Raw genomic sequence first — 18,551 nt, forward strand, 5'->3', positions numbered from 1 at the left:
GATTATGAAGCTTAGCCCGCTTTGTGTCAACACCCTTCGATGAATTATGCTGAAATCCCTTAAAAGCAGGTGTTGAGTGTCTCGTCTTTGTTGAAATCGCAGGTTTGAGATACGCCGCTATAGTTGCTATATATAAGAAAGATTTCGGTAGGGATTAACTACTCTGTCCATGCGACTCAAGGTGATCTGCAGTCCGTATCATCATCGTAATGACCCGCTCAAACGCGGGACCAGGTTCAATCAGTCTTGCCTGACTGCGGCTAACTTGTTGCAGCAGATACTTCTGCTCTGCGATGACAGGTTCGCTCACGCCTGAAACACTGAGCACCAAAGCGCAAGCCTGAGGGTCGATCCAGTGCAGGCAGGCACGTCTGGCATTTCCCCCATACTGTATTTCCAGCGGTGTACCGGAAACCAGTTTTTCCAGTATTGGCTTGGGATTGAATGATTTGCCTGGCCTCGAGGCGGCAGGAATTGATGAGGCGTCGGCATTGTGCACTTCTGATTCCACATAACGGATAGTCAAATCAATTTCTTCGGTCACAGCACTCAGAAAAGGACGGATCGCTGCATATTCTCCGCTCAGGTCTCCTTCACTACATAACAGCGGTATATGTCTGAGTAATAGCGCAAACCGGTTCTGCAACTCCACCTGGCTAAGTACCGCCCCGCCTGCCGTCGCCGTGTTCAGGGCTTTTTGATGTGCATCGTTCAGCCAGCCATATAATGCATTTTGCTTAAAATTATTCCAGTTAAGCAATTCCAGTCCCTGCTGCAGGCAACTTTTCAGTTCTGGCAGCTTATCAGCCAGCAGTTGCCTGTCCTCATCCCCAGGCTTGGGCTGGATACTCCAGATGACATCCGGAACAAAGGCACAAAAGCGCTGCATTTGGGCTTCACTCTGCCGTGCCGCCAGCAAAATTGCTCTTGCCCACTCCAGTTCCAGAAAATTTTTGAATTGCTGCGCAAGCGGAATATCCGCCAATGGCCGGGCAATCAGCAAAGAAAGCCGGCTCTGCTCCTGATAACGCAGCTGGGCTTCTTCTACCGACTTAACAGCACGCCGGATCGCTTTATCCTGGACGCGTAGTTCTTTCTCTACATAAATTTCAAACCGTGAATGAATTCTTTCGAATAAACCCGGCACTTCACAGTCATGTCGCGCCAGCGTCTTAAAGATTTTCGCAATTTCTGCTTCGAATTCACGCTCAGTGGCACGATGGGCAGTGACTGCCAGCATCACGCTTGCGATGCGGCTCAGTAGCAATCTGGCGGGATGCCGTGGAGCGAGCACAAAACTGCTATCCATCAAGGCTAATTGCAAGAACAAAAATTGCAGTCTGGCAAAGCTCTGCTTGAGCTCAGGTGTAATCAGCGTGTCGGCGAACATACTCTCAAACAGCATGCTGATCACATCTATCATCATTCGCTGCTCAGGTTTGTCTGTTAGCGCAAGCAAATTCTGACGTTGCTCGACAAGCAAATTACGCAGATCTCCGCGTGCATTGCGTAAGTCAGTCGTATCCGTTATCCATTGCTTATGCATCTTACCCAGAAGCTTCAGCAACACCGACTGGCTGGCAAAACGTTCCGACGCCAACATGCCGGATGTCGCCGTTTCAGACTGTAATTCTTTAAGTAAAGGAAGGAGTGCAGAAGGAAAACTTAAATCCTGAGTTTTGGTACTTCCAGTCGGGCTCAGAAACTGGGTATAACCAGACCCCTCGGGGAAGCGTCCATCATCTTTACCGAAAATTCTTCGTAATACATCACCCAGTGCGAACTTGTCAGACTTCCAGCTAAACTCGCTGTCGTTCAACTGTCCCTCATTATTTAGTTCAGCACAGGCAGCTCGCCCACGCTGTAAGCTGATAAAGTCCTTGAGGCTGGGAATGGATGACATCGTCATCGAGGGAAAACCTGACGCTGCCGCAACCACCGCCGCCCGACCATAATGTGACGCCGTATTTGCAAATGCCGAATGTCCGAATCTGCCGCCTACTGTGTTCGAGACATCAGGCGTTTTATTCACCTTCAGCACCAGCTTTGCCTCCACACCCTGTCGTGCCAGATCTGCATTCACCTGTTGATAAATGTCGGCAATACTACGTCCCAATGCTTCACTGAGCTGTATCACCATCAGATTTGCAATGTCGGGCTCAAAGCGCATGCTCTCGATAGCTTGCTCTATACAACGTGCAAAGATATAGGGACGGAATGGATTTTCACGTTCGCGTATGTCTTCCTGACCAAACAATGTGGAAATACGCAGATTCAGTTCATTCAACTGCTGGTCCGCCTGATTGCGTAACAATGTGGTGATGCTGTTGAAACGCAGCGTTTCTTCGAAACTCAGAGAATCCAGCAAAGACAAGGAGTCCGCCTGCTGCGTAAGGATATTACTGGTTGGGCGGAAATGGGCGTAACTGGTTTCCAGACCCCGATCAAGCAACATACGCAGAAAGAACTGCATTTTTTCAAGGATAGCTTGCCGTTTTTCCTGCAAGTAATAGCGCGTTTGAAAAACGGTTGCCTGCTCGACTGCTGACGAGCTGGAGCTGGCCTTAGCAAACAAAGCCTCTATCGCGTGTGGAACCAGATTTTCTATGGCAGTCTGAAAAGACTGTTCAAGAACCTGTCGAGACGCACCCAATACTTCGCGCGGCACCATACATTTCCCAATGCAAAATTGTTATTGAGAACAATATACCGAACATGCTTAGGAATTAGCAAATTTTGCTGAGATAACTGTATGTTCTGAACTGCTTTAGCCGCGCGGCCGGGCCAGGCTGGAACGACAGTCGTCCGCAAGCTGACCGCTTGCGGACGACAGAGATGAAAGCGAATCAGGCCGCTTTCTTTTTACGTACGGCTGGTTTCTTGACTGTGGCTGGCGCGTCGGTCTCAGCCGTCGCTGCTTTCGCCTTGGCTGTTTTTGCAGGTGCTTTAGCTTTGCGCTCTTCAAATTCAAAACCTATCTTGCCATCTTTAGCGCGCACCAAAAACGCCTTGAATGGCCGACGCGTACGTTGGGAAATGAAGCCAGGTAATAAATCGGTTTTTCCATCCACCAGCAATTTCACCATTTGTTCCGGCAAAATTTCCTGTTGCAAAATAATCCGGCCACTGCGGAAATCGCAGGCCTTAGGCTTGGCCACGGTTTTTTCACAAACGTACGCCAGACCCATTTCATACACACCACTAGCGCATTTAGGGCAAGGTCCCAAAGCTGTCTGCTGGGAAAAATCAACGCCTTCGGCATCTTCGTCGTCGTCCTGACTTTGACCAAAGTCGAATTCCAGCTTCAGATTATTGTGCTCGGTATCAGCGACAATTTTCAAAATCGCAGCAAACGGTCTGCCCATTTTTGAGCGGAAGCCTTGCAAAGGTCCGATCTCCCGCTTAGCCAGCAGCTCTTCCACTTCCGCAACCTCAAACTGACGGCTGCCCGGTACTTTACTCATAGAGAAACTACATTGGGTACAGGCAAAGCGACGGTAATTCTCTTTGACCACGCCACCACAATGTGGGCAAGGTGTCTGCAAAGTCGCATAATCACCAGGTATGGTGTCGTTGTCATATTCTTTGGCACGCTTGACGATGATCTGCGTCATCTGGGCAATTTCGCGCATGAATTCATCACGGCTGATTTTGCCTTTTTCCATTTGCGACAGCTTGTATTCCCATTCACCGGTCAGCTCTGGCGACGTCAGCTCATCCACACCTAAGCCACGCAGCAAGGTCATCAACTGAAATGCCTTGGCCGTCGGCATCAGTTCGCGTCCTTCACGCAGCAAGTATTTTTCAGTGAGTAAACCTTCAATAATGGCGGCACGCGTGGCTGGTGTACCCAGACCCTTACCTGCCATGGCCTCACGTAACTCACCATCATCTACCAGCTTACCCGCACCTTCCATTGCGGACAGTAAAGTCGCTTCTGAATAACGGGCTGGCGGCTTGGTGAACAGGCCGTGCGCCTGGACTTCTTCGGTAATGACTTTCTCACCTTTAGCAACCGGCACCAGCGTACCTTTGCCATCACCGTCTTTTTCTTCCAGCGCTTCTTTGCCGTAAATTGCCAGCCAGCCAGCCTGGGTCATGACCTTGCCTTCAGTTTTGAACTGATGGCCGGATACCTCAGTAATACGAGTCGTGACCTGGAATTCTGCCGCCGGGAAGAAGACCGCCATAAAGCGGCGTGTGACTAAGTCATACAATTTCTGTTCAGGCTCAGACAGATTTTTCGGTGCCTGGCCAGTCGGGATAATCGCAAAGTGATCACTGATCTTGCTGTTATCAAAAATCCGCTTATTCGGCTTGACCCAGCTATTTTTCAAAATCTGTGCCGCAAATTGCTGATAATTATGATTTTCTGAAATATTTTCCAGTGTCTGCCTGATGGTCGGCAGATAGTCTTCCGGCAAATGACGGGAATCGGTACGCGGATAAGTTAATACCTTATGCTTTTCATACAAGGCCTGCGCCAGCCCCAGCGTGTTTTTTGCGGAGAAGCCGAATTTGGCATTCGCTTCACGTTGCAAGCTGGTCAGATCAAACAAAGCCGGCGCCATCTGGGTTGCCGGTTTAGATTCTTCACTGACATTACCCTGGCGACTACGGCAAGCGGCGACGATAGACTCTGCTGCCGCTTTACTCCACAAACGCTCGGCTTTCTTTTCCGTATCGTGCTCGTCTTTTTTGAAATTCGGATCGAGCCAGCGGCCTTCGTAAATACCGGCGGCACAGACAAATTCCGCACGTACTTCCCAAAAATCACGGGAGACGAATTTCTTAATCTTTTCTTCGCGTTCCACCACGATGGACAGCGTTGGCGTCTGCACGCGGCCGACCGTAGTCAGATAAAAGCCGCCTTCTTTTGAATTAAAGGCCGTCATCGCACGGGTACCATTGATACCAATCAGCCAGTCAGACTCGGAACGGCAGCGCGCCGCATCCGCCAGCGGCAACATGTCGGCATCACTGCGTAACTTGTGAAAGCCATCGCGTATCGCGGTTGGCGTCATCGATTGCAGCCACAAGCGCTGCACTGGCTGTTTGGCCTTGGCATGCTGGGCGATCAGACGAAAAATTAACTCACCTTCGCGGCCCGCGTCACAGGCGTTGATGAGTTGGCTGACATCTTTACGCTTGATCAGCTTAGTCAGCACTTTCAGGCGCGACTCGGTTTTTGCAATCGGGTTCAGCGCGAAATGCGGGGGAATCATCGGCAAATGGGTGAAGCTCCATTTACCGCGTTTGACGTCATATTCTTCCGGGACCGTAATTTCCAGCAAATGACCGACTGCTGAAGACAAGACATAATCATCAGATTCAAAAAAGTCATCATGCTTGGTAAATCCCCCCAAAGCTTTCGCTATGTCAGCGGCGACAGAAGGTTTTTCGGCAATGATGAGCGTTTTTGTCATTTCGGAATTCTCGGATGGTTTGGTACTGCAAATGTCGAATTTGCAACATTTATTGCAAAATAAGCGTAAGACTAACCTAAATTAGCGCGCAATAATAATCGGAGCTGGCAAGAAACCGCAATGCAGACCAGATTTTTGCGGGAAATCTTTCGTAAAAGAAAGGATTAATGTAAAAGCCGGGGTTCATTGTCGTCATCTGACAACAATAACTCGTCAAACATTAACATGTCGGGCTCTGCGCCCTGACTCCACAGCATCATCAGCACGATAATGCGCAGCTTTTCCAAAGGCAGGGGGGATTCATTCACTGCCAGCGCACGCTCAATCACAATCTCACGCTGATGGAAACTTAATAAGCCTGCAGATTCCAGAAACTGTATAAATCCTATCGCCTGAGGACCCAACACCCGCATCTCCGATTGCGCATAGATACGGAATCCGGTTGAGGTCTGTACCGGCATCTGTGCTTTATCGGAGGTGGTGGCGAGTCCGGTCAGCCAGTCTATCGCCTCAGAAATTTCATCTTCAGGGAAACCAACCGCAGAGAGTTTTTTGACCAGCGCCACCGTATCGGGGCAAGCTTCGGGCCGATAATACGTTTCGTAGAGGTATACAAGAATATCAAACATGCGTCTACTGTATCTGTTGCTTTGCTTGGGCACAAGTCCCTGTGCGCAGATTATACGTATCAAGTCAGCGCTACCCGGCGCACAGCGGCAGCTTGCTTCCAAAAAATCAACACAAACGTCGTACCAGCCCACCTGGTAAAGTCTCAACCATACCGGATAATTCCAGCTCCAGTAACTGCGCCTGTAAGCTGGCTAAATCCATCCCTGTTCTTACCCCCAGCTCGTCCAGCGGTACCGGGTCATAGGCAAGCTGCTGCAATAGCGCGCTGGCAGGTTCCGAATCACACGAGTCCGGATTCAGCGGCGCTTGAGCACCTGAGCCTGCAACCGCATCAAACCAGGCCAGCTCTTCCAGAATGTCTTGCGCGGACTCCACCAGTTTCGCCCCCTGTTTAATCAATTGATGGCAGCCCTTGGCCAGCGGAGAATGTATCGAGCCAGGTATCGCAAAGACTTCCCGCCCCTGCTCTGCTGCCAGCCTGGCCGTGATCAGTGAACCCGATTGGGCGGCGGCCTCCACCACCAGTACCCCGGCCGATAAACCAGAGATGAGTCGGTTACGGCGTGGAAAATTCCCGGCGATGGCAGGCGTTCCAAGTGAGTATTCACTAATGACGCATCCTTTATCTGCTATGGATTTTTCTAAATTCATATGGCGGGCAGGATAAACAATGTCGACACCGGTACCGACTACCGCAATGGTGGACCCGCGATGTGCTAAGGCCGCCTCGTGCGCTGCTGCATCGATGCCGGCCGCCATGCCGGAACTGATACAAATTCCTGCCTGCGAAAGATGCTCAGCAAACCAGCCGGCATTGCGCACTCCCTGCACGCTGGCGTTGCGACTGCCCACGACACCCAGGCTGCGTGCGGATAACAGTTCGATACGGCCTTTCACATACAGCAGCAGCGGAGGATCAGGAATTTCGAGTAAAGCCGCCGGATAAGCGGCATCCGCGAGTGTAATCAGGTGATGGGAAGTTTGCTGCAGCCAGGTTTCAGTTTGCTCGGCCAGACGTAGCAAGGAAGCTGAGGCCGGTGCCAGTAATGCATCTGCAAGCCTGGGAGAGACGATAGCAGTCAGCTGTGTTGTGCTGGCATTAAAAATTTGTGAGGGTAAGCCAAATGCTGCCAGTAAGCGTCGCGCTGTTTCCAGCCCGACGCCCTTGGTATGCTGCAAACGTAACCAGTAAAACCAGTCTGGCAACAAAGCTCCTCCATTGATGCTTACTGCGGAGACTGCGCGATATCTCCTACTTTCACAAAGTCTGTGACTTGCATGACCAGGCCATAAGAAATCGTATCGAACACGCGGAAAATAAACACATGACCATATTGCTCATTCGGCAGTTTGATGAGGCGGTTAGCATCGGTACGGTCTTTCACAGTCGCACCATAACGCTGCAATGATAAAACGGTTCCCAGATCTAAGCCATGTTCGCGGCCACGGTTAATCGTCACAATCTGATTTTGACCGGCGACCGATACGCCGCCATAAACACTGACTATCCTGGCCTTAATTTCATCATAGGGTGGATGTGGCACATAACTCAGAATAGGCGTCGGTGGAATCGGCAACAAGCGGTCACCGACCGACATTTCCTCTTTCGAATTAACGACCATAAAGGTATGCACATCACCATTTTCATCCCCCTCGCGGTCCAGCTTGACCGTACCAACGAAGGCCGCTTCGTAACCAATAATATTGCCGTTTTCCGGGTCTTTCAGAGGAGTGCCGGGACGAAACACCTGGAATGAGGTGCCGCCATCCAAATCACCACGCACATAGGCTTTTTCATTCTGGCCCAGATTGACTCGGCTTTCCGGGGCCGCCACGATACGCGGCGTGCGTTCCAGCGTGTTGATGTCAACCACCATAGGTTGCGATAAAAATGGCTCAATCGCCGAAGCCGGTATAGAGCGAATCGCATTCGCACCCAGTCCCTGCACACGTGCACGCGGCGATAATTTGATCGTCGCCAGGCCGCCCACCGTTCCATCACCGGAAGCATTCGCCAGACGCAAACGCTGGTTGACGCGATCAAAATAGACTATCTGTCCCGGATAGATCCAGTGCGGGTTGCGGATATCCTCTTTGTTCATGCCCCAAACCTGTGGCCAGCACCACGGATTCTGCAAGAAACGCGAAGAAATACCCCACAGCGTATCGCCGTTGACGACCACATGTTTGTCGGGCGCATCCGGCAGAAAGCTACATTTACTCTTGGCAGCGACGGCCTGAGCCTGTGCAATCGTCGCATCAGCCGGAGCCGCATGAGCAACTGCGGAGACGAGAGGAATGCCCGCAACGAGGAAGGCGGCGATTGTGCTAAACTTTTTCATGAACATTATCCGATGCAAAATGCTGCAATCCGCAAACTGGCGAGTAGGCACTAGCTTGCAAAACTTGCCAAATTGAATCAAATTCTGCCCATAAATCCTTGAACTAGCAAGAAAAACCGCGTAAACCTGTTTCCGGCTTGTTGCGAAAAATCTTATGTCTATACTAAATATATTGTGTTATCCCGATCCACGTCTGCACACTGTGGCGAAACCTGTCACCGTATTCGATGACAAGCTGAAACAATTCATCGCGGACATGGCTGAGACTATGTACGACGCACCAGGTGTTGGCCTTGCAGCATCGCAGGTCGATGTGCATGAACAAGTCGTCGTTATCGATGTTTCAGAGTCAAATGACCAGTTACAGGTGTTTATTAACCCTGAAATCACCTGGGCCAGCGAAGAAAAACGGGTTTACGACGAAGGTTGTCTGTCCGTTCCTGGCATCTATGATGGCGTCGAGCGCCCGGCGGAAGTCAAGGTTAAAGCGCTTGATGGCGAGGGGAAACCGTTTGAAATTCATTGCAAAGACTTGCTCGCAGTCTGTATTCAACACGAAATGGACCACTTAAAAGGCAAGGTTTTTGTTGAATATTTATCCCCGCTAAAACGTAACCGTATTAAAACAAAGTTACAAAAAGAAGAGCGCGAAAAACAACGGAATCAGGCTGGTCGTCGATGAAAGTCATTTTTGCAGGCACCCCGGAGTTTGCCGCAAGCGCGCTGGCGGCCATACACGCAGCAGGTTTTGAGATCCCGCTGGTACTGACTCAACCCGATCGTCCGGCTGGACGGGGCATGCAATTGCAGGCCTCTGCCGTCAAACAGTTTGCGCTCAGTCACAATTTGCCAGTGGCCCAGCCAGTCTCGCTGAAACTGGATGGAAAATATCCGGATGTGGCGCAAAGCGCACATGAATTGCTGCGCACTACCCCGCACGATGTGATGGTGGTTGCGGCCTACGGACTGATTTTACCTGTGTCGGTACTCAGCATTCCTCGCTTAGGCTGCCTGAATATTCATGGTTCTCTGTTACCGCGCTGGCGCGGTGCAGCGCCGATACATCGTGCTATAGAAGCTGGCGATGCAGAGACCGGCATCACAATCATGCAGATGGAAGCTGGGCTGGACACCGGTCCTATGCTGCTGAAACAAAGTATGCCAATACTGGACAGCGACACCACTGGCAGCCTGCATGACAAACTCGCCGGGCTGGGTGCGCAAATGATCGTCGATGCCTTACGTGCCTTACAACAAGATGGTCTGACTGCTACGGTTCAGCCTGAAGAAGGCGTCAACTATGCGGCTAAAATCAGCAAGGAAGAAGCAGCGCTGAACTTTGCACTGCCAGCCACAGAACTGGCACGTAAAATCCGCGCTTTTACGCCCTTCCCTGGTACCCATGCGCAATGCGCGGGTCAGACCATCAAAATCTGGGCTGCCAGGGTACTTCCGCTTCGGGGTAATCTGGCACCGGGCAGCATACTGAGTGCCCATCCTCAGCAAGGTATCGTTGTCGCTTGTGGCAAGGACGCATTGCAACTGACCGAATTGCAAAAACCTGGCGGCAAACGCTTACCTGCCCAGGAATTTTTGCAGGGATTTCAATTCCCGACTGATGCAGTCTTTGCCTGATCCCTGGCGTCAAAGGCGGTGCAGCAGCCATGCAGCAACCGCCCCGTTTATTGCAGATGCAGCAAAAAAACGACAAAAGCAAGCAGAAAAGTCCCGCTTCACGCTTTGTTCCCTTTAAAAAATTTGTTTATTTCTTAGTGGACCGCAAAATATTTCGCCGAGGATACTACTTGTTGTATTCTTCAAGACGAATTTAGCGTTTGCACCCTGTGTGGACGCGCATTAATGATTTCAGTTCTCTCAGGAATAAAGGTAAGGAAATGAAGAAACTTCTTCCCGTTGCCATTGCAGGTATGCTGCTGGCGGGTTGCGCAAGTTCTAAATTCAGCAGCTATGCTGAAGCCGGTGCCACCAGAAATACGGATATTCAAGCCAATGCATCTAACTGGTTACTGGTCGCCAAAGACGTAGCAGATAAGATCAAGCTGAACACGGATAAAATTGGCGCGCCGGTCTATGTCACGCCACCAGCCAATTCCAGCAAGTTCGGCCAAACTTTTTATGAACAAGTTGTAACATCGCTGGTCAATCAGGGCGTGACTGTGCGTAAATTTAATGATGGCACGGCTCAAATTATTGATATCGACACACAGTTAGTGCGTTTTGTCCCGGAAAAACAAGCCAACCGACGCATTTTCGGTCTGACTTTAGGTTCTGGAAACGAAGTTCACGCTAACTATGAAGTGATTATTACGACTTCGCTGGTGAAGAACTCACAATTTGTCGCGCGCCGCACTGATGCATATCCAGTCAATGAATACGATGCGTCTTTATACAACAAAGATACGGATTTCAAATTTAAAGTTATCGGGGGCCAATTATGATGAAAAAAATCGCACTTGTTGTCGGTTGTGGCGTAATGCTGAGCGCATGCTCCAACATGAACCTGCTGGGCAACCAGTCCGCCAGCTCTTCCACAGCGCTGTCCTGGAAAGAAGCGGAAACCAATGAATTTATCCCAACCAACCAGAAAGCGGCAGCAGCGCTGATCGCAGCAGCTGGTCCGGCGCTGGATAAATCGCGTCCGCTGATCGTGGCGACACTGGCCAATATCAATGCACTGGAAGAATCATCCCCATTCGGCCGTATCGTAGCTGAACAGGTATCCGGCCAGTTTTCACGTTCCGGCTACCAGATGGTAGAAATGAAGTTCCGCGATAAAGTATTCATCAAACAAAACGTCGGTGAATTGCTGCTGACCCGCGAGATCAAAGAAGTCGCAAGCAACCACAGCGCTCAGGCGGTCATCGTCGGTACCTATGCGGAAAGCGAAAAACTGGTGTTTGTGAATCTGAAACTGATACGTCCGGGCGACAATATCGTGCTGAGCACCTACGACTATGCGGTTCCTATGGATCGCACCGTCAAATCCCTGTTAGGCCGCCGCTGATACGACGCGCTGCACAAGGATGAAAGCCCGCCATGATGGTGGGCTTTTTTTATGCTGCAGCGAAGATCAGGCGATCAGGGCTACACCGCTGAACGGGCCGCCTCGCTGATGGCGAGTACCGCGGGATGGGTGATCTTACGCTGGATAGATATTGCGTAAAACTGTTCCTGAATCTCAGGCGTTTGTCCTATCAATTCCACATCATACTGACGCATCACCCTGTCCATGATCACCGTTGGCGCAGCAAACACCCCGGCGCCAGCCTGACCAAATGCACTCATGAGCGCACTGTCATCAAATTCCCCTGTCACCTTAGGGTGCAGTTGTTGCTGGTCCAGCCATTGCAACAAACGCCCGCGTAAGGCCGCATCTTCGCCGGGTAACAGAAATGGCGCACCATCCAGTAAAGCCGGAAAGCTGTCCGGCAGGCTGGCGCGTAAGGCAGACGTAGCAAAAAAACTGATGCCGGATTCCGCCAGCAAATGACTATAACCGCGAACATTGGCGGTGACTGGCATAGGGCTATCTGACAACACCACATCCAGCTTATGCATCGCCAGTTCCGCCAACAGCAATTCCAGCTTGCCCTCGCGGCAGTTAATGCGCAGGGTCTGCGGCAGACTCATGGCTGGTTCCAGCAATTGGTAGGCCACTGTCTTGGGCACCGCATCGGACACCCCGACCCGCAGCTGCACGGTACGCGCAGTCGGTCTGTGATGCAGCACTTCTTCCAATTCACGGCCCAGCGCGAAAATATCTTCCGCATAGCTGAATACCAGACGCCCCGCCTCGGTCAGCTCCAGATTGCGGCCCTGCTTGCGGAATAAGGCTTCACCCTGCATTTCTTCAAACAGCGCGAGCTGGCCGCTGATCGTTTGCGGTGTCAGGTGCAGTTGCTCACTGGCGCGCGCGATGCTGCCGGATTTCGCCACCATCCAAAAGTAGTGCAAATGTTTGTAATTTAAAGCTGGCATAAACGGGCAACGGAAGACCGGCAAATATGGGGCAACATCGGGCAAAAAAAATCAGAAAGATCAGAAAAATCAAATGATTCGCAGTGCTGATTGATGAAACAGGCGCTAAACATCGAATTTTACGAAGTATTTATCAAGTATATTCGACTTTTCTTTCAAATTGCTTGCAACTAGACTGTAGCTACCTTCTGTTGGGAAGGGGAAGTCCTGTTCTTGGGAATATATTTGAGAGACTTCAACATTTCAGGAGAAAAGCATGAAAATCTTGAGCCGTTCGACTGCACGTGATGTGCAATCTGTCGACTATACCGATACCACCGCGAGTGACAGCCATAAGGTATTACGCAATACCTATATGCTGCTGTCGATGACGCTGCTGTTTTCCGCGCTGACCGCTGGGCTCAGTGTGGCGTTTGCAGTACCGGGGCCGGGTATCATCATCACCCTGGTCGCCTATTTCGGCCTGCTGTTTGCGGTGACTAAATTACGTAACAGTGGCTGGGGCATCGCTGCCGTATTTGCGCTGACTGGTTTCCTGGGTTACACCCTGGGACCTATCCTGAGTGTGTATCTGAAGATGCCAGGCGGCTCTTCCATCGTGATGACAGCCATGGGTCTGACCGGCCTGATTTTCATGGGTCTGTCCGCCTACGTACTGGTCAGCAAGCGTGATTTCAGCTTCATGGGCGGTTTCCTGATGGCGGGCATGATCGTGGCACTGGTCGCGAGTCTGGGTGCGATTTTCTTCCAGATTCCAGCTTTGTCTCTGGCAATTTCCGGTGTGATGGTGCTGCTGATGTCGGGCATGATCCTGTTTGAAACCAGCAATATCATCCGTGGTGGTGAAACTAACTACATCATGGCAACCGTCAGCCTGTACATCACTATTTTCAACTTATTCACCAGCCTGTTGCAGTTGCTGGGATTTATGGAAAAAGAGTAAGCCATGATACATTCCGTCGCACAGCCCTGGATGTGGGCAGTATTTATCGTTTTTGTGTTAGCTATGTTAGCCGTCGACGTGTTCGCGCTGGGCGGCTCCAAGGCACATAAAGTCAGCGTCCGGGAAGCGGCGGGCTGGTCCATCGTCTGGGTGGCACTGGCACTGGCCTTCGATTTCGGTCTGTGGATATATCTGAGCGAAACCGTGGGCCGTGAGCTGGCGACCGTCAAGGCGATGGAATTTTTGACCGGCTATGTGATAGAAAAATCTCTGTCGGTCGACAATGTCTTCGTGTTCCTGATGATCTTCGCGCATTTCAATGTGCCACCGCAATATCAGCGTAAAGTCTTGCTGTACGGCGTGCTGGGCGCGATCATCATGCGCATCATCATGGTGTTGGCGGGCAGCTGGGTCGTAACACAGTTTTCCTGGGTACTGTATCTGTTTGGTGTATTCCTGCTGATTACCGGTTTCCGTATGCTGGTCAGCGTTGAACAGGAACCGGATATCGAAGCCAATCCGGTACTGCGTCTGGCAAAGAAAATACTGCCTTTTACCAAAGAATTTCATGGTGAAAAATTCAGCATCAAAGAAAACGGTAAACGCGTTTTCACACCCTTGCTGCTGGTACTGATACTGATAGAAATTTCAGATGTAATTTTTGCGGTAGATTCGATTCCGGCGATTTTTGCAGTGACGACCGATCCCTTCATCGTATTCACCTCGAATATCTTTGCCATCATGGGACTGCGTGCTTTGTACTTCCTGCTGGCAGATATGGCGGATCGCTTCCATCTGTTGAAATTCGGTCTGGCTTTTGTGCTGATGTTCGTCGGTATCAAGATGCTCATCGTCGAATGGATGCATGTACCGACCGGTATCTCTTTAATGGTTATCGGTACCATCCTGGGCGGGTCTATCATCGCCAGCCTGTTTGTGACACGTCATAAAAAACACAACTAAGTTCTGCCCATCCACGCTCGCCGCACATTGGCGGGCGTGGCGCCTGATTCGCTTTAGATTCCATGTAGATTCCCTTTTGGCATATCTCTCTGTTGAGGATATGCCTTTTTTTTCGCTGAAGTTCTGCTCCCTGACAGCGCAGATGATCGCGCCCGCAGCAGCGGAATTGTGTGAACTGCTTGCAAACAGTCTGTGGTTTTTCGCATAAAGATCATAAGCATCTGCCCAAAATGTATAAACAAAATCCTGCAAACACCGGGCCTGACGGGTCCAAGCCCTTGATTTGACGTATAATTTCTCCTCAGCGCCGATTTGAGATTCAGATTGCGGGCGCATAATAAATGCTGCTAAAAGGACCCGACCCGATCCGCATGCATGCATCAGCCGATCGGGTTTTTTATTATCAGGACGCAGAGCGCCGCAGTCTGGATGACTGACACTGGCGATCAAACGCCGCGCAGCTCCCGCCTCCTTGTTGAACGAGTAAACATCATGACTACAACTGTGCCTGTCTCTGCTACCGAAACCCGCTTGCGCACCCTGCTGCAACAACGCATCCTGATCCTGGATGGCGCGATGGGCACCATGATCCAGCGTTACAAACTGACCGAAGCCGATTACCGTGGCGAGCGTTTTCAACACTTCACCGGTCCCGAAGGCGTGCGCGAATTATTCGTCAAAGGGAATAATGAATTGCTGTCGCTGACCCGTCCCGATGTGATCGCTGAAATCCATGAACAATACCTGGCGGCCGGTGCGGATCTGATCGAGACCAATACCTTCGGTGCGACCACGGTCGCGCAGGACGACTACCATATGGCCCATCTGGCGTATGAGATGAACGTGGCATCGGCCAGAATTGCACGCGCAGCCTGCGATAAATACTCGACCCCGGACAAGCCACGCTTTGTCGCGGGCGCACTGGGGCCAACCCCTAAGACCGCCTCCATCTCACCCGATGTGAATGATCCGGCGGCGCGTAATGTCACCTTTGACCAACTGGTCACGGCTTACCACGAGCAGGTGCGTGGCCTGATTGAAGGCGGCGCTGATGTGCTGCTGGTCGAAACCATCTTCGATACGCTCAACTGTAAAGCCGCGCTGTTCGCCATCGATCAGTATTTCGAAGAAAGCGGCCAGCGGCTGCCTATCATGATTTCCGGTACCGTCACCGATGCCTCCGGCCGTATCCTGTCGGGACAAACGGTACCCGCTTTCTGGAATTCAGTACGCCATGCCAAACCGCTCACCATCGGTCTGAACTGTGCGCTCGGTGCCACGCTGATGCGTCCGTATGCTGAAGAATTATCCAAAATCGCCGACACCTTTGTCTGTATTTATCCGAATGCGGGTTTGCCTAACCCCATGAGCGACACCGGCTTTGACGAACTGCCGGCGGATACCTCGGCCCTGCTCAAAGAATTCGCCGAAGCCGGCTTCATCAACATCGCCGGTGGCTGCTGCGGCACCACGCCAGCGCATATCAAGGCCATCGCCGATCTGTTGCAAACCCAGGCGCCACGCCAGTTGCCACAAATCGCAGCAGCCATGCGCCTGTCCGGGCTGGAGCCTTTCACCATCGATCAGGACAGCCTGTTCGTCAATGTCGGTGAGCGTACTAACGTCACCGGCTCCAAAGCCTTTGCGCGTCTGATCCTGAACGAGCAATACGATGAAGCGCTGGCGGTTGCGCGTCAGCAGGTAGAAAACGGTGCGCAAATCATCGACATCAATATGGATGAAGCGATGCTCGACTCGCTGGCAGCGATGACACGCTTCCTGAATCTAATCGCCTCGGAACCTGATATTGCGCGCGTCCCTATCATGATCGATTCCTCCAAATGGTCGGTGATCGAAGCGGGTCTGAAATGCGTACAGGGTAAGGCGATCGTGAACTCGATCTCCATGAAAGAAGGCGAAGCCGAATTCCTGCGTCAGGCCACCCTGTGCAAACGCTATGGTGCAGCCGTGATCGTGATGGCATTCGACGAAACCGGTCAGGCCGATACCTATGCGCGTAAGACGGAAATCTGCGAACGCGCTTACCGTCTGCTGGTCGATCAGATTCAGTTCGATCCTCAGGATATTATTTTTGATCCGAATATCTTTGCGGTCGCGACCGGTATCGAAGAACACAATAACTACGCGGTAGACTTTATTGAAGCGACGCGCTGGATACATCAAAATCTGCCGGGCGCAAAAATCAGCGGCGGCGTATCGAATGTGAGCTTCTCTTTCCGTGGCAATGATCCGGCACGCGAAGCCATCCATACCGTGTTCCTGTATCACGCGATTCAGGCTGGCATGACTATGGGCATCGTGAATGCGGGCATGATAGGGGTGTATAGCGAGCTCGATCCTGAACTGCGCGAACGGGTCGAGGACGTCGTGCTGAACCGGCGCGATGATGCGACTGAGCGCATGATCGAATTTGCCGCCACCCTCAAAGCTGGCGGTAAAAAAGAAGAAGCGACGCTGGAATGGCGCAATGACCCGGTTGAAAAACGTCTGGCCCATGCGCTGGTGCACGGCATCACACAATGGATAGTGGAAGACACCGAACAGGCACGCCAGCAATTTGAACGCCCTATCCAGGTCATCGAAGGACCGCTGATGGATGGTATGAACATCGTCGGTGATCTGTTCGGACAAGGCAAAATGTTCTTGCCGCAGGTGGTCAAATCGGCGCGTGTGATGAAGCAGGCCGTGGCGCATCTGGTACCCTTTATCGAAGAAGAAAAGAAACGCAGCGGCGATCACAAACCGAAGGGAAAAATCGTGATTGCCACCGTCAAAGGCGACGTGCATGACATCGGCAAAAACATCGTGACCGTGGTCCTGCAATGTAATAACTTTGAAGTGGTGAACATGGGCGTGATGGTGCCCTGCTCAGAAATCCTGGCCAAAGCCAAAGCGGAAAATGCCGACATCATCGGCTTGTCCGGTCTGATCACGCCATCGCTGGAAGAAATGGCCTATGTCGCCAAAGAGATGCAACGCGATCCGCATTTCCGCATGATGAAGATCCCGCTGCTGATCGGCGGCGCCACCACCAGCCGCGCCCATACCGCCGTCAAGATAGCGCCGAATTATGAAGGTCCGGTGGTCTATGTACCGGATGCCTCGCGCTCCGTATCAGTCGCGCAGTCGCTGCTGACACCGGAAAGCCGCGAGCAATACATCGCTGAACTTGGCAACGATTACGAACGTATCCGGATTCAGCATGCGAATAAAAAAGCCACGCCTATGCTGACGCTGGAACAGGCGCGCGCCAATAAGATGCGGGTTTCGTTCAGTGGCGCAGAAGCACCGGTGAAACCGAAATTCATCGGCCGCCGTGTGTTTAAAAATGTCGATCTGGCCACCATCGCTAACTACATAGACTGGGGCCCGTTCTTCCAGACCTGGGATCTGGCCGGACCTTTCCCAGCCATCCTGAGCGATGAAATCGTCGGCGATGCCGCGACCAAGGTGTATGCCGAAGGTCAGGCTATGCTGAAAAAAATCATCGAAGGCCGCTGGCTCACTGCCAATGGCATCGTCTCTCTGCTGCCAGCTAACAGCGTGAATGAAGACGATATAGAAATCTATACCGATGACAGCCGCAGCGAAGTTGCGTTCACCTATTACGGCGTGCGCCAGCAAACTGAAAAACCGGTGGTCGATGGCCCCGATGGACAAAAAATCCAGCGCCCAAATCAATGTCTGGCCGACTTCATTGCGCCTAAAGCCAGCGGTGTCGCAGACTACATAGGGATGTTCGCCGTGACTGCCGGTCTGGGTATAGAAAAACACGAAAAACGCTTTGAAGATGCGCATGACGACTACAGCAGCATCATGCTGAAATCGCTGGCTGACCGTCTGGCTGAAGCCTTTGCCGAGTACCTGCATGAGCGCGTGCGTACCGATTTGTGGGGATATGCGGCCAACGAGCAACTGAGCAATGAAGAGCTGATACGCGAAAATTATCGCGGCATCCGCCCTGCTCCCGGCTATCCGGCCTGCCCGGAACACACCGTGAAAACCGAGATGTTTGCGCAAATGCAGTGTCAGGATATCGAGATGTATGTGACCGAATCCTGGGCCATGATCCCTGGCGCTGCCGTGTCCGGTTTCTACTTCGCGCACCCTGATTCCAAATACTTCAGCGTCGGCAAAATCGGTGATGACCAGGTCAGCGACATGGCCGCCCGCCGTGGCGTTGCCAAGCTTGATGTAGAACGCTGGCTGGCACCGAATCTGTAATTT

At 51.8% G+C, this 18,551-nt stretch carries 13 protein-coding genes; 7 read left to right on the forward strand and 6 right to left on the reverse strand.

What is annotated here, in order from left to right:
• Positions 1-154: 154 nt before the first annotated feature.
• From EYB48_RS06175 to EYB48_RS06195, 5 genes are all read right to left on the reverse strand, one after another.
• Entirely contained in the window at positions 155-2,671 is a 2,517-nt protein-coding gene (locus EYB48_RS06175; protein ID WP_162019453.1) for a DUF1631 family protein, read from the reverse strand.
• A 175-nt stretch (positions 2,672-2,846) separates the two neighbouring features.
• Positions 2,847-5,426: a DNA topoisomerase III gene (locus EYB48_RS06180; protein WP_162019454.1), complete on the reverse strand. Its 2,580-nt coding sequence runs from the start codon at positions 5,424-5,426 to the stop codon at positions 2,847-2,849.
• A 164-nt stretch (positions 5,427-5,590) separates the two neighbouring features.
• Entirely contained in the window at positions 5,591-6,055 is a 465-nt protein-coding gene (locus EYB48_RS06185) for a Smg family protein (RefSeq protein WP_162019455.1), read from the reverse strand.
• A gap of 106 nt (positions 6,056-6,161) precedes the next feature.
• Complete coding sequence (gene dprA, locus EYB48_RS06190; protein WP_235934944.1) at positions 6,162-7,262, reverse strand: DNA-processing protein DprA; 1,101 nt, start codon at positions 7,260-7,262, stop codon at positions 6,162-6,164.
• Positions 7,263-7,282: 20 nt separating this feature from the next.
• Positions 7,283-8,398 carry a LysM peptidoglycan-binding domain-containing protein gene (locus EYB48_RS06195; RefSeq protein WP_162019456.1) on the reverse strand — a complete coding sequence of 372 codons (1,116 nt, stop codon included), beginning with the start codon at positions 8,396-8,398 and terminating at the stop codon, positions 7,283-7,285.
• 154 nt (positions 8,399-8,552) lie between these two features.
• Here EYB48_RS06195 and def point away from each other — a divergent pair, with 154 nt between their 5' ends.
• The 4 genes from def (at position 8,553) to EYB48_RS06215 (ending at position 11,423) form a co-directional block, all read left to right on the forward strand.
• Complete coding sequence (gene def, locus EYB48_RS06200; RefSeq protein ID WP_162019457.1) at positions 8,553-9,080, forward strand: peptide deformylase; 528 nt, start codon at positions 8,553-8,555, stop codon at positions 9,078-9,080.
• Entirely contained in the window at positions 9,077-10,033 is a 957-nt protein-coding gene (fmt, locus tag EYB48_RS06205) for a methionyl-tRNA formyltransferase (protein ID WP_162019458.1), read from the forward strand. Before def ends, fmt begins: the two co-directional genes overlap by 4 nt.
• Positions 10,034-10,293: 260 nt before the next feature.
• Positions 10,294-10,857, forward strand: a complete 564-nt coding sequence (locus EYB48_RS06210; protein WP_162019459.1) for a hypothetical protein — start codon at positions 10,294-10,296, stop codon at positions 10,855-10,857.
• Positions 10,854-11,423, forward strand: a complete 570-nt coding sequence (locus EYB48_RS06215) for a FlgO family outer membrane protein (protein ID WP_162019460.1) — start codon at positions 10,854-10,856, stop codon at positions 11,421-11,423. The genes EYB48_RS06210 and EYB48_RS06215 overlap by 4 nt, the downstream gene beginning before the upstream one ends.
• An 80-nt stretch (positions 11,424-11,503) precedes the next feature.
• Here the strand turns inward: EYB48_RS06215 and nhaR are convergent, their stop codons facing one another.
• A complete protein-coding gene (gene nhaR, locus EYB48_RS06220; protein WP_162019461.1) occupies positions 11,504-12,397 on the reverse strand; it encodes a transcriptional activator NhaR in 894 nt (297 codons plus the stop codon).
• A 256-nt stretch (positions 12,398-12,653) separates the two neighbouring features.
• On the opposite strand from nhaR, the gene EYB48_RS06225 reads away from it, so the two are divergent.
• The 3 genes from EYB48_RS06225 (at position 12,654) to metH (ending at position 18,548) form a co-directional block, all read left to right on the forward strand.
• Complete coding sequence (locus tag EYB48_RS06225; RefSeq protein WP_162019462.1) at positions 12,654-13,340, forward strand: Bax inhibitor-1/YccA family protein; 687 nt, start codon at positions 12,654-12,656, stop codon at positions 13,338-13,340.
• 3 nt (positions 13,341-13,343) lie between these two features.
• A complete protein-coding gene (locus EYB48_RS06230; protein WP_202927700.1) occupies positions 13,344-14,303 on the forward strand; it encodes a TerC family protein in 960 nt (319 codons plus the stop codon).
• A 492-nt stretch (positions 14,304-14,795) separates the two neighbouring features.
• Positions 14,796-18,548, forward strand: a complete 3,753-nt coding sequence (gene metH / locus EYB48_RS06235; protein WP_162019463.1) for a methionine synthase — start codon at positions 14,796-14,798, stop codon at positions 18,546-18,548.
• The last annotated feature ends 3 nt before the right edge of the window (positions 18,549-18,551 follow it).

Origin of the sequence: Cognatundibacterium crateris (assembly GCF_010078235.1) — a bacterium.
In the GTDB taxonomy this organism is placed as follows: domain Bacteria; phylum Pseudomonadota; class Gammaproteobacteria; order Burkholderiales; family Burkholderiaceae_D; genus Undibacterium; species Undibacterium crateris.

What these genes read in the sequence shown, in the direction of transcription:
- EYB48_RS06210 (WP_162019459.1), top strand. Translation starts at nt 10,294, where the DNA reads ATGAAGAAACTTCTTCCCGTTGCCATTGCAGGTATGCTGCTGGCGGGT.
- EYB48_RS06195 (WP_162019456.1), bottom strand. Translation starts at nt 8,398, where the DNA reads ATGAAAAAGTTTAGCACAATCGCCGCCTTCCTCGTTGCGGGCATTCCT.
- EYB48_RS06175 (WP_162019453.1), bottom strand. Translation starts at nt 2,671, where the DNA reads ATGGTGCCGCGCGAAGTATTGGGTGCGTCTCGACAGGTTCTTGAACAG.
- EYB48_RS06180 (WP_162019454.1), bottom strand. Translation starts at nt 5,426, where the DNA reads ATGACAAAAACGCTCATCATTGCCGAAAAACCTTCTGTCGCCGCTGAC.
- EYB48_RS06215 (WP_162019460.1), top strand. Translation starts at nt 10,854, where the DNA reads ATGATGAAAAAAATCGCACTTGTTGTCGGTTGTGGCGTAATGCTGAGC.
- nhaR (WP_162019461.1), bottom strand. Translation starts at nt 12,397, where the DNA reads ATGCCAGCTTTAAATTACAAACATTTGCACTACTTTTGGATGGTGGCG.
- fmt (WP_162019458.1), top strand. Translation starts at nt 9,077, where the DNA reads ATGAAAGTCATTTTTGCAGGCACCCCGGAGTTTGCCGCAAGCGCGCTG.
- metH (WP_162019463.1), top strand. Translation starts at nt 14,796, where the DNA reads ATGACTACAACTGTGCCTGTCTCTGCTACCGAAACCCGCTTGCGCACC.
- EYB48_RS06225 (WP_162019462.1), top strand. Translation starts at nt 12,654, where the DNA reads ATGAAAATCTTGAGCCGTTCGACTGCACGTGATGTGCAATCTGTCGAC.
- def (WP_162019457.1), top strand. Translation starts at nt 8,553, where the DNA reads ATGTCTATACTAAATATATTGTGTTATCCCGATCCACGTCTGCACACT.
- EYB48_RS06185 (WP_162019455.1), bottom strand. Translation starts at nt 6,055, where the DNA reads ATGTTTGATATTCTTGTATACCTCTACGAAACGTATTATCGGCCCGAA.
- EYB48_RS06230 (WP_202927700.1), top strand. Translation starts at nt 13,344, where the DNA reads ATGATACATTCCGTCGCACAGCCCTGGATGTGGGCAGTATTTATCGTT.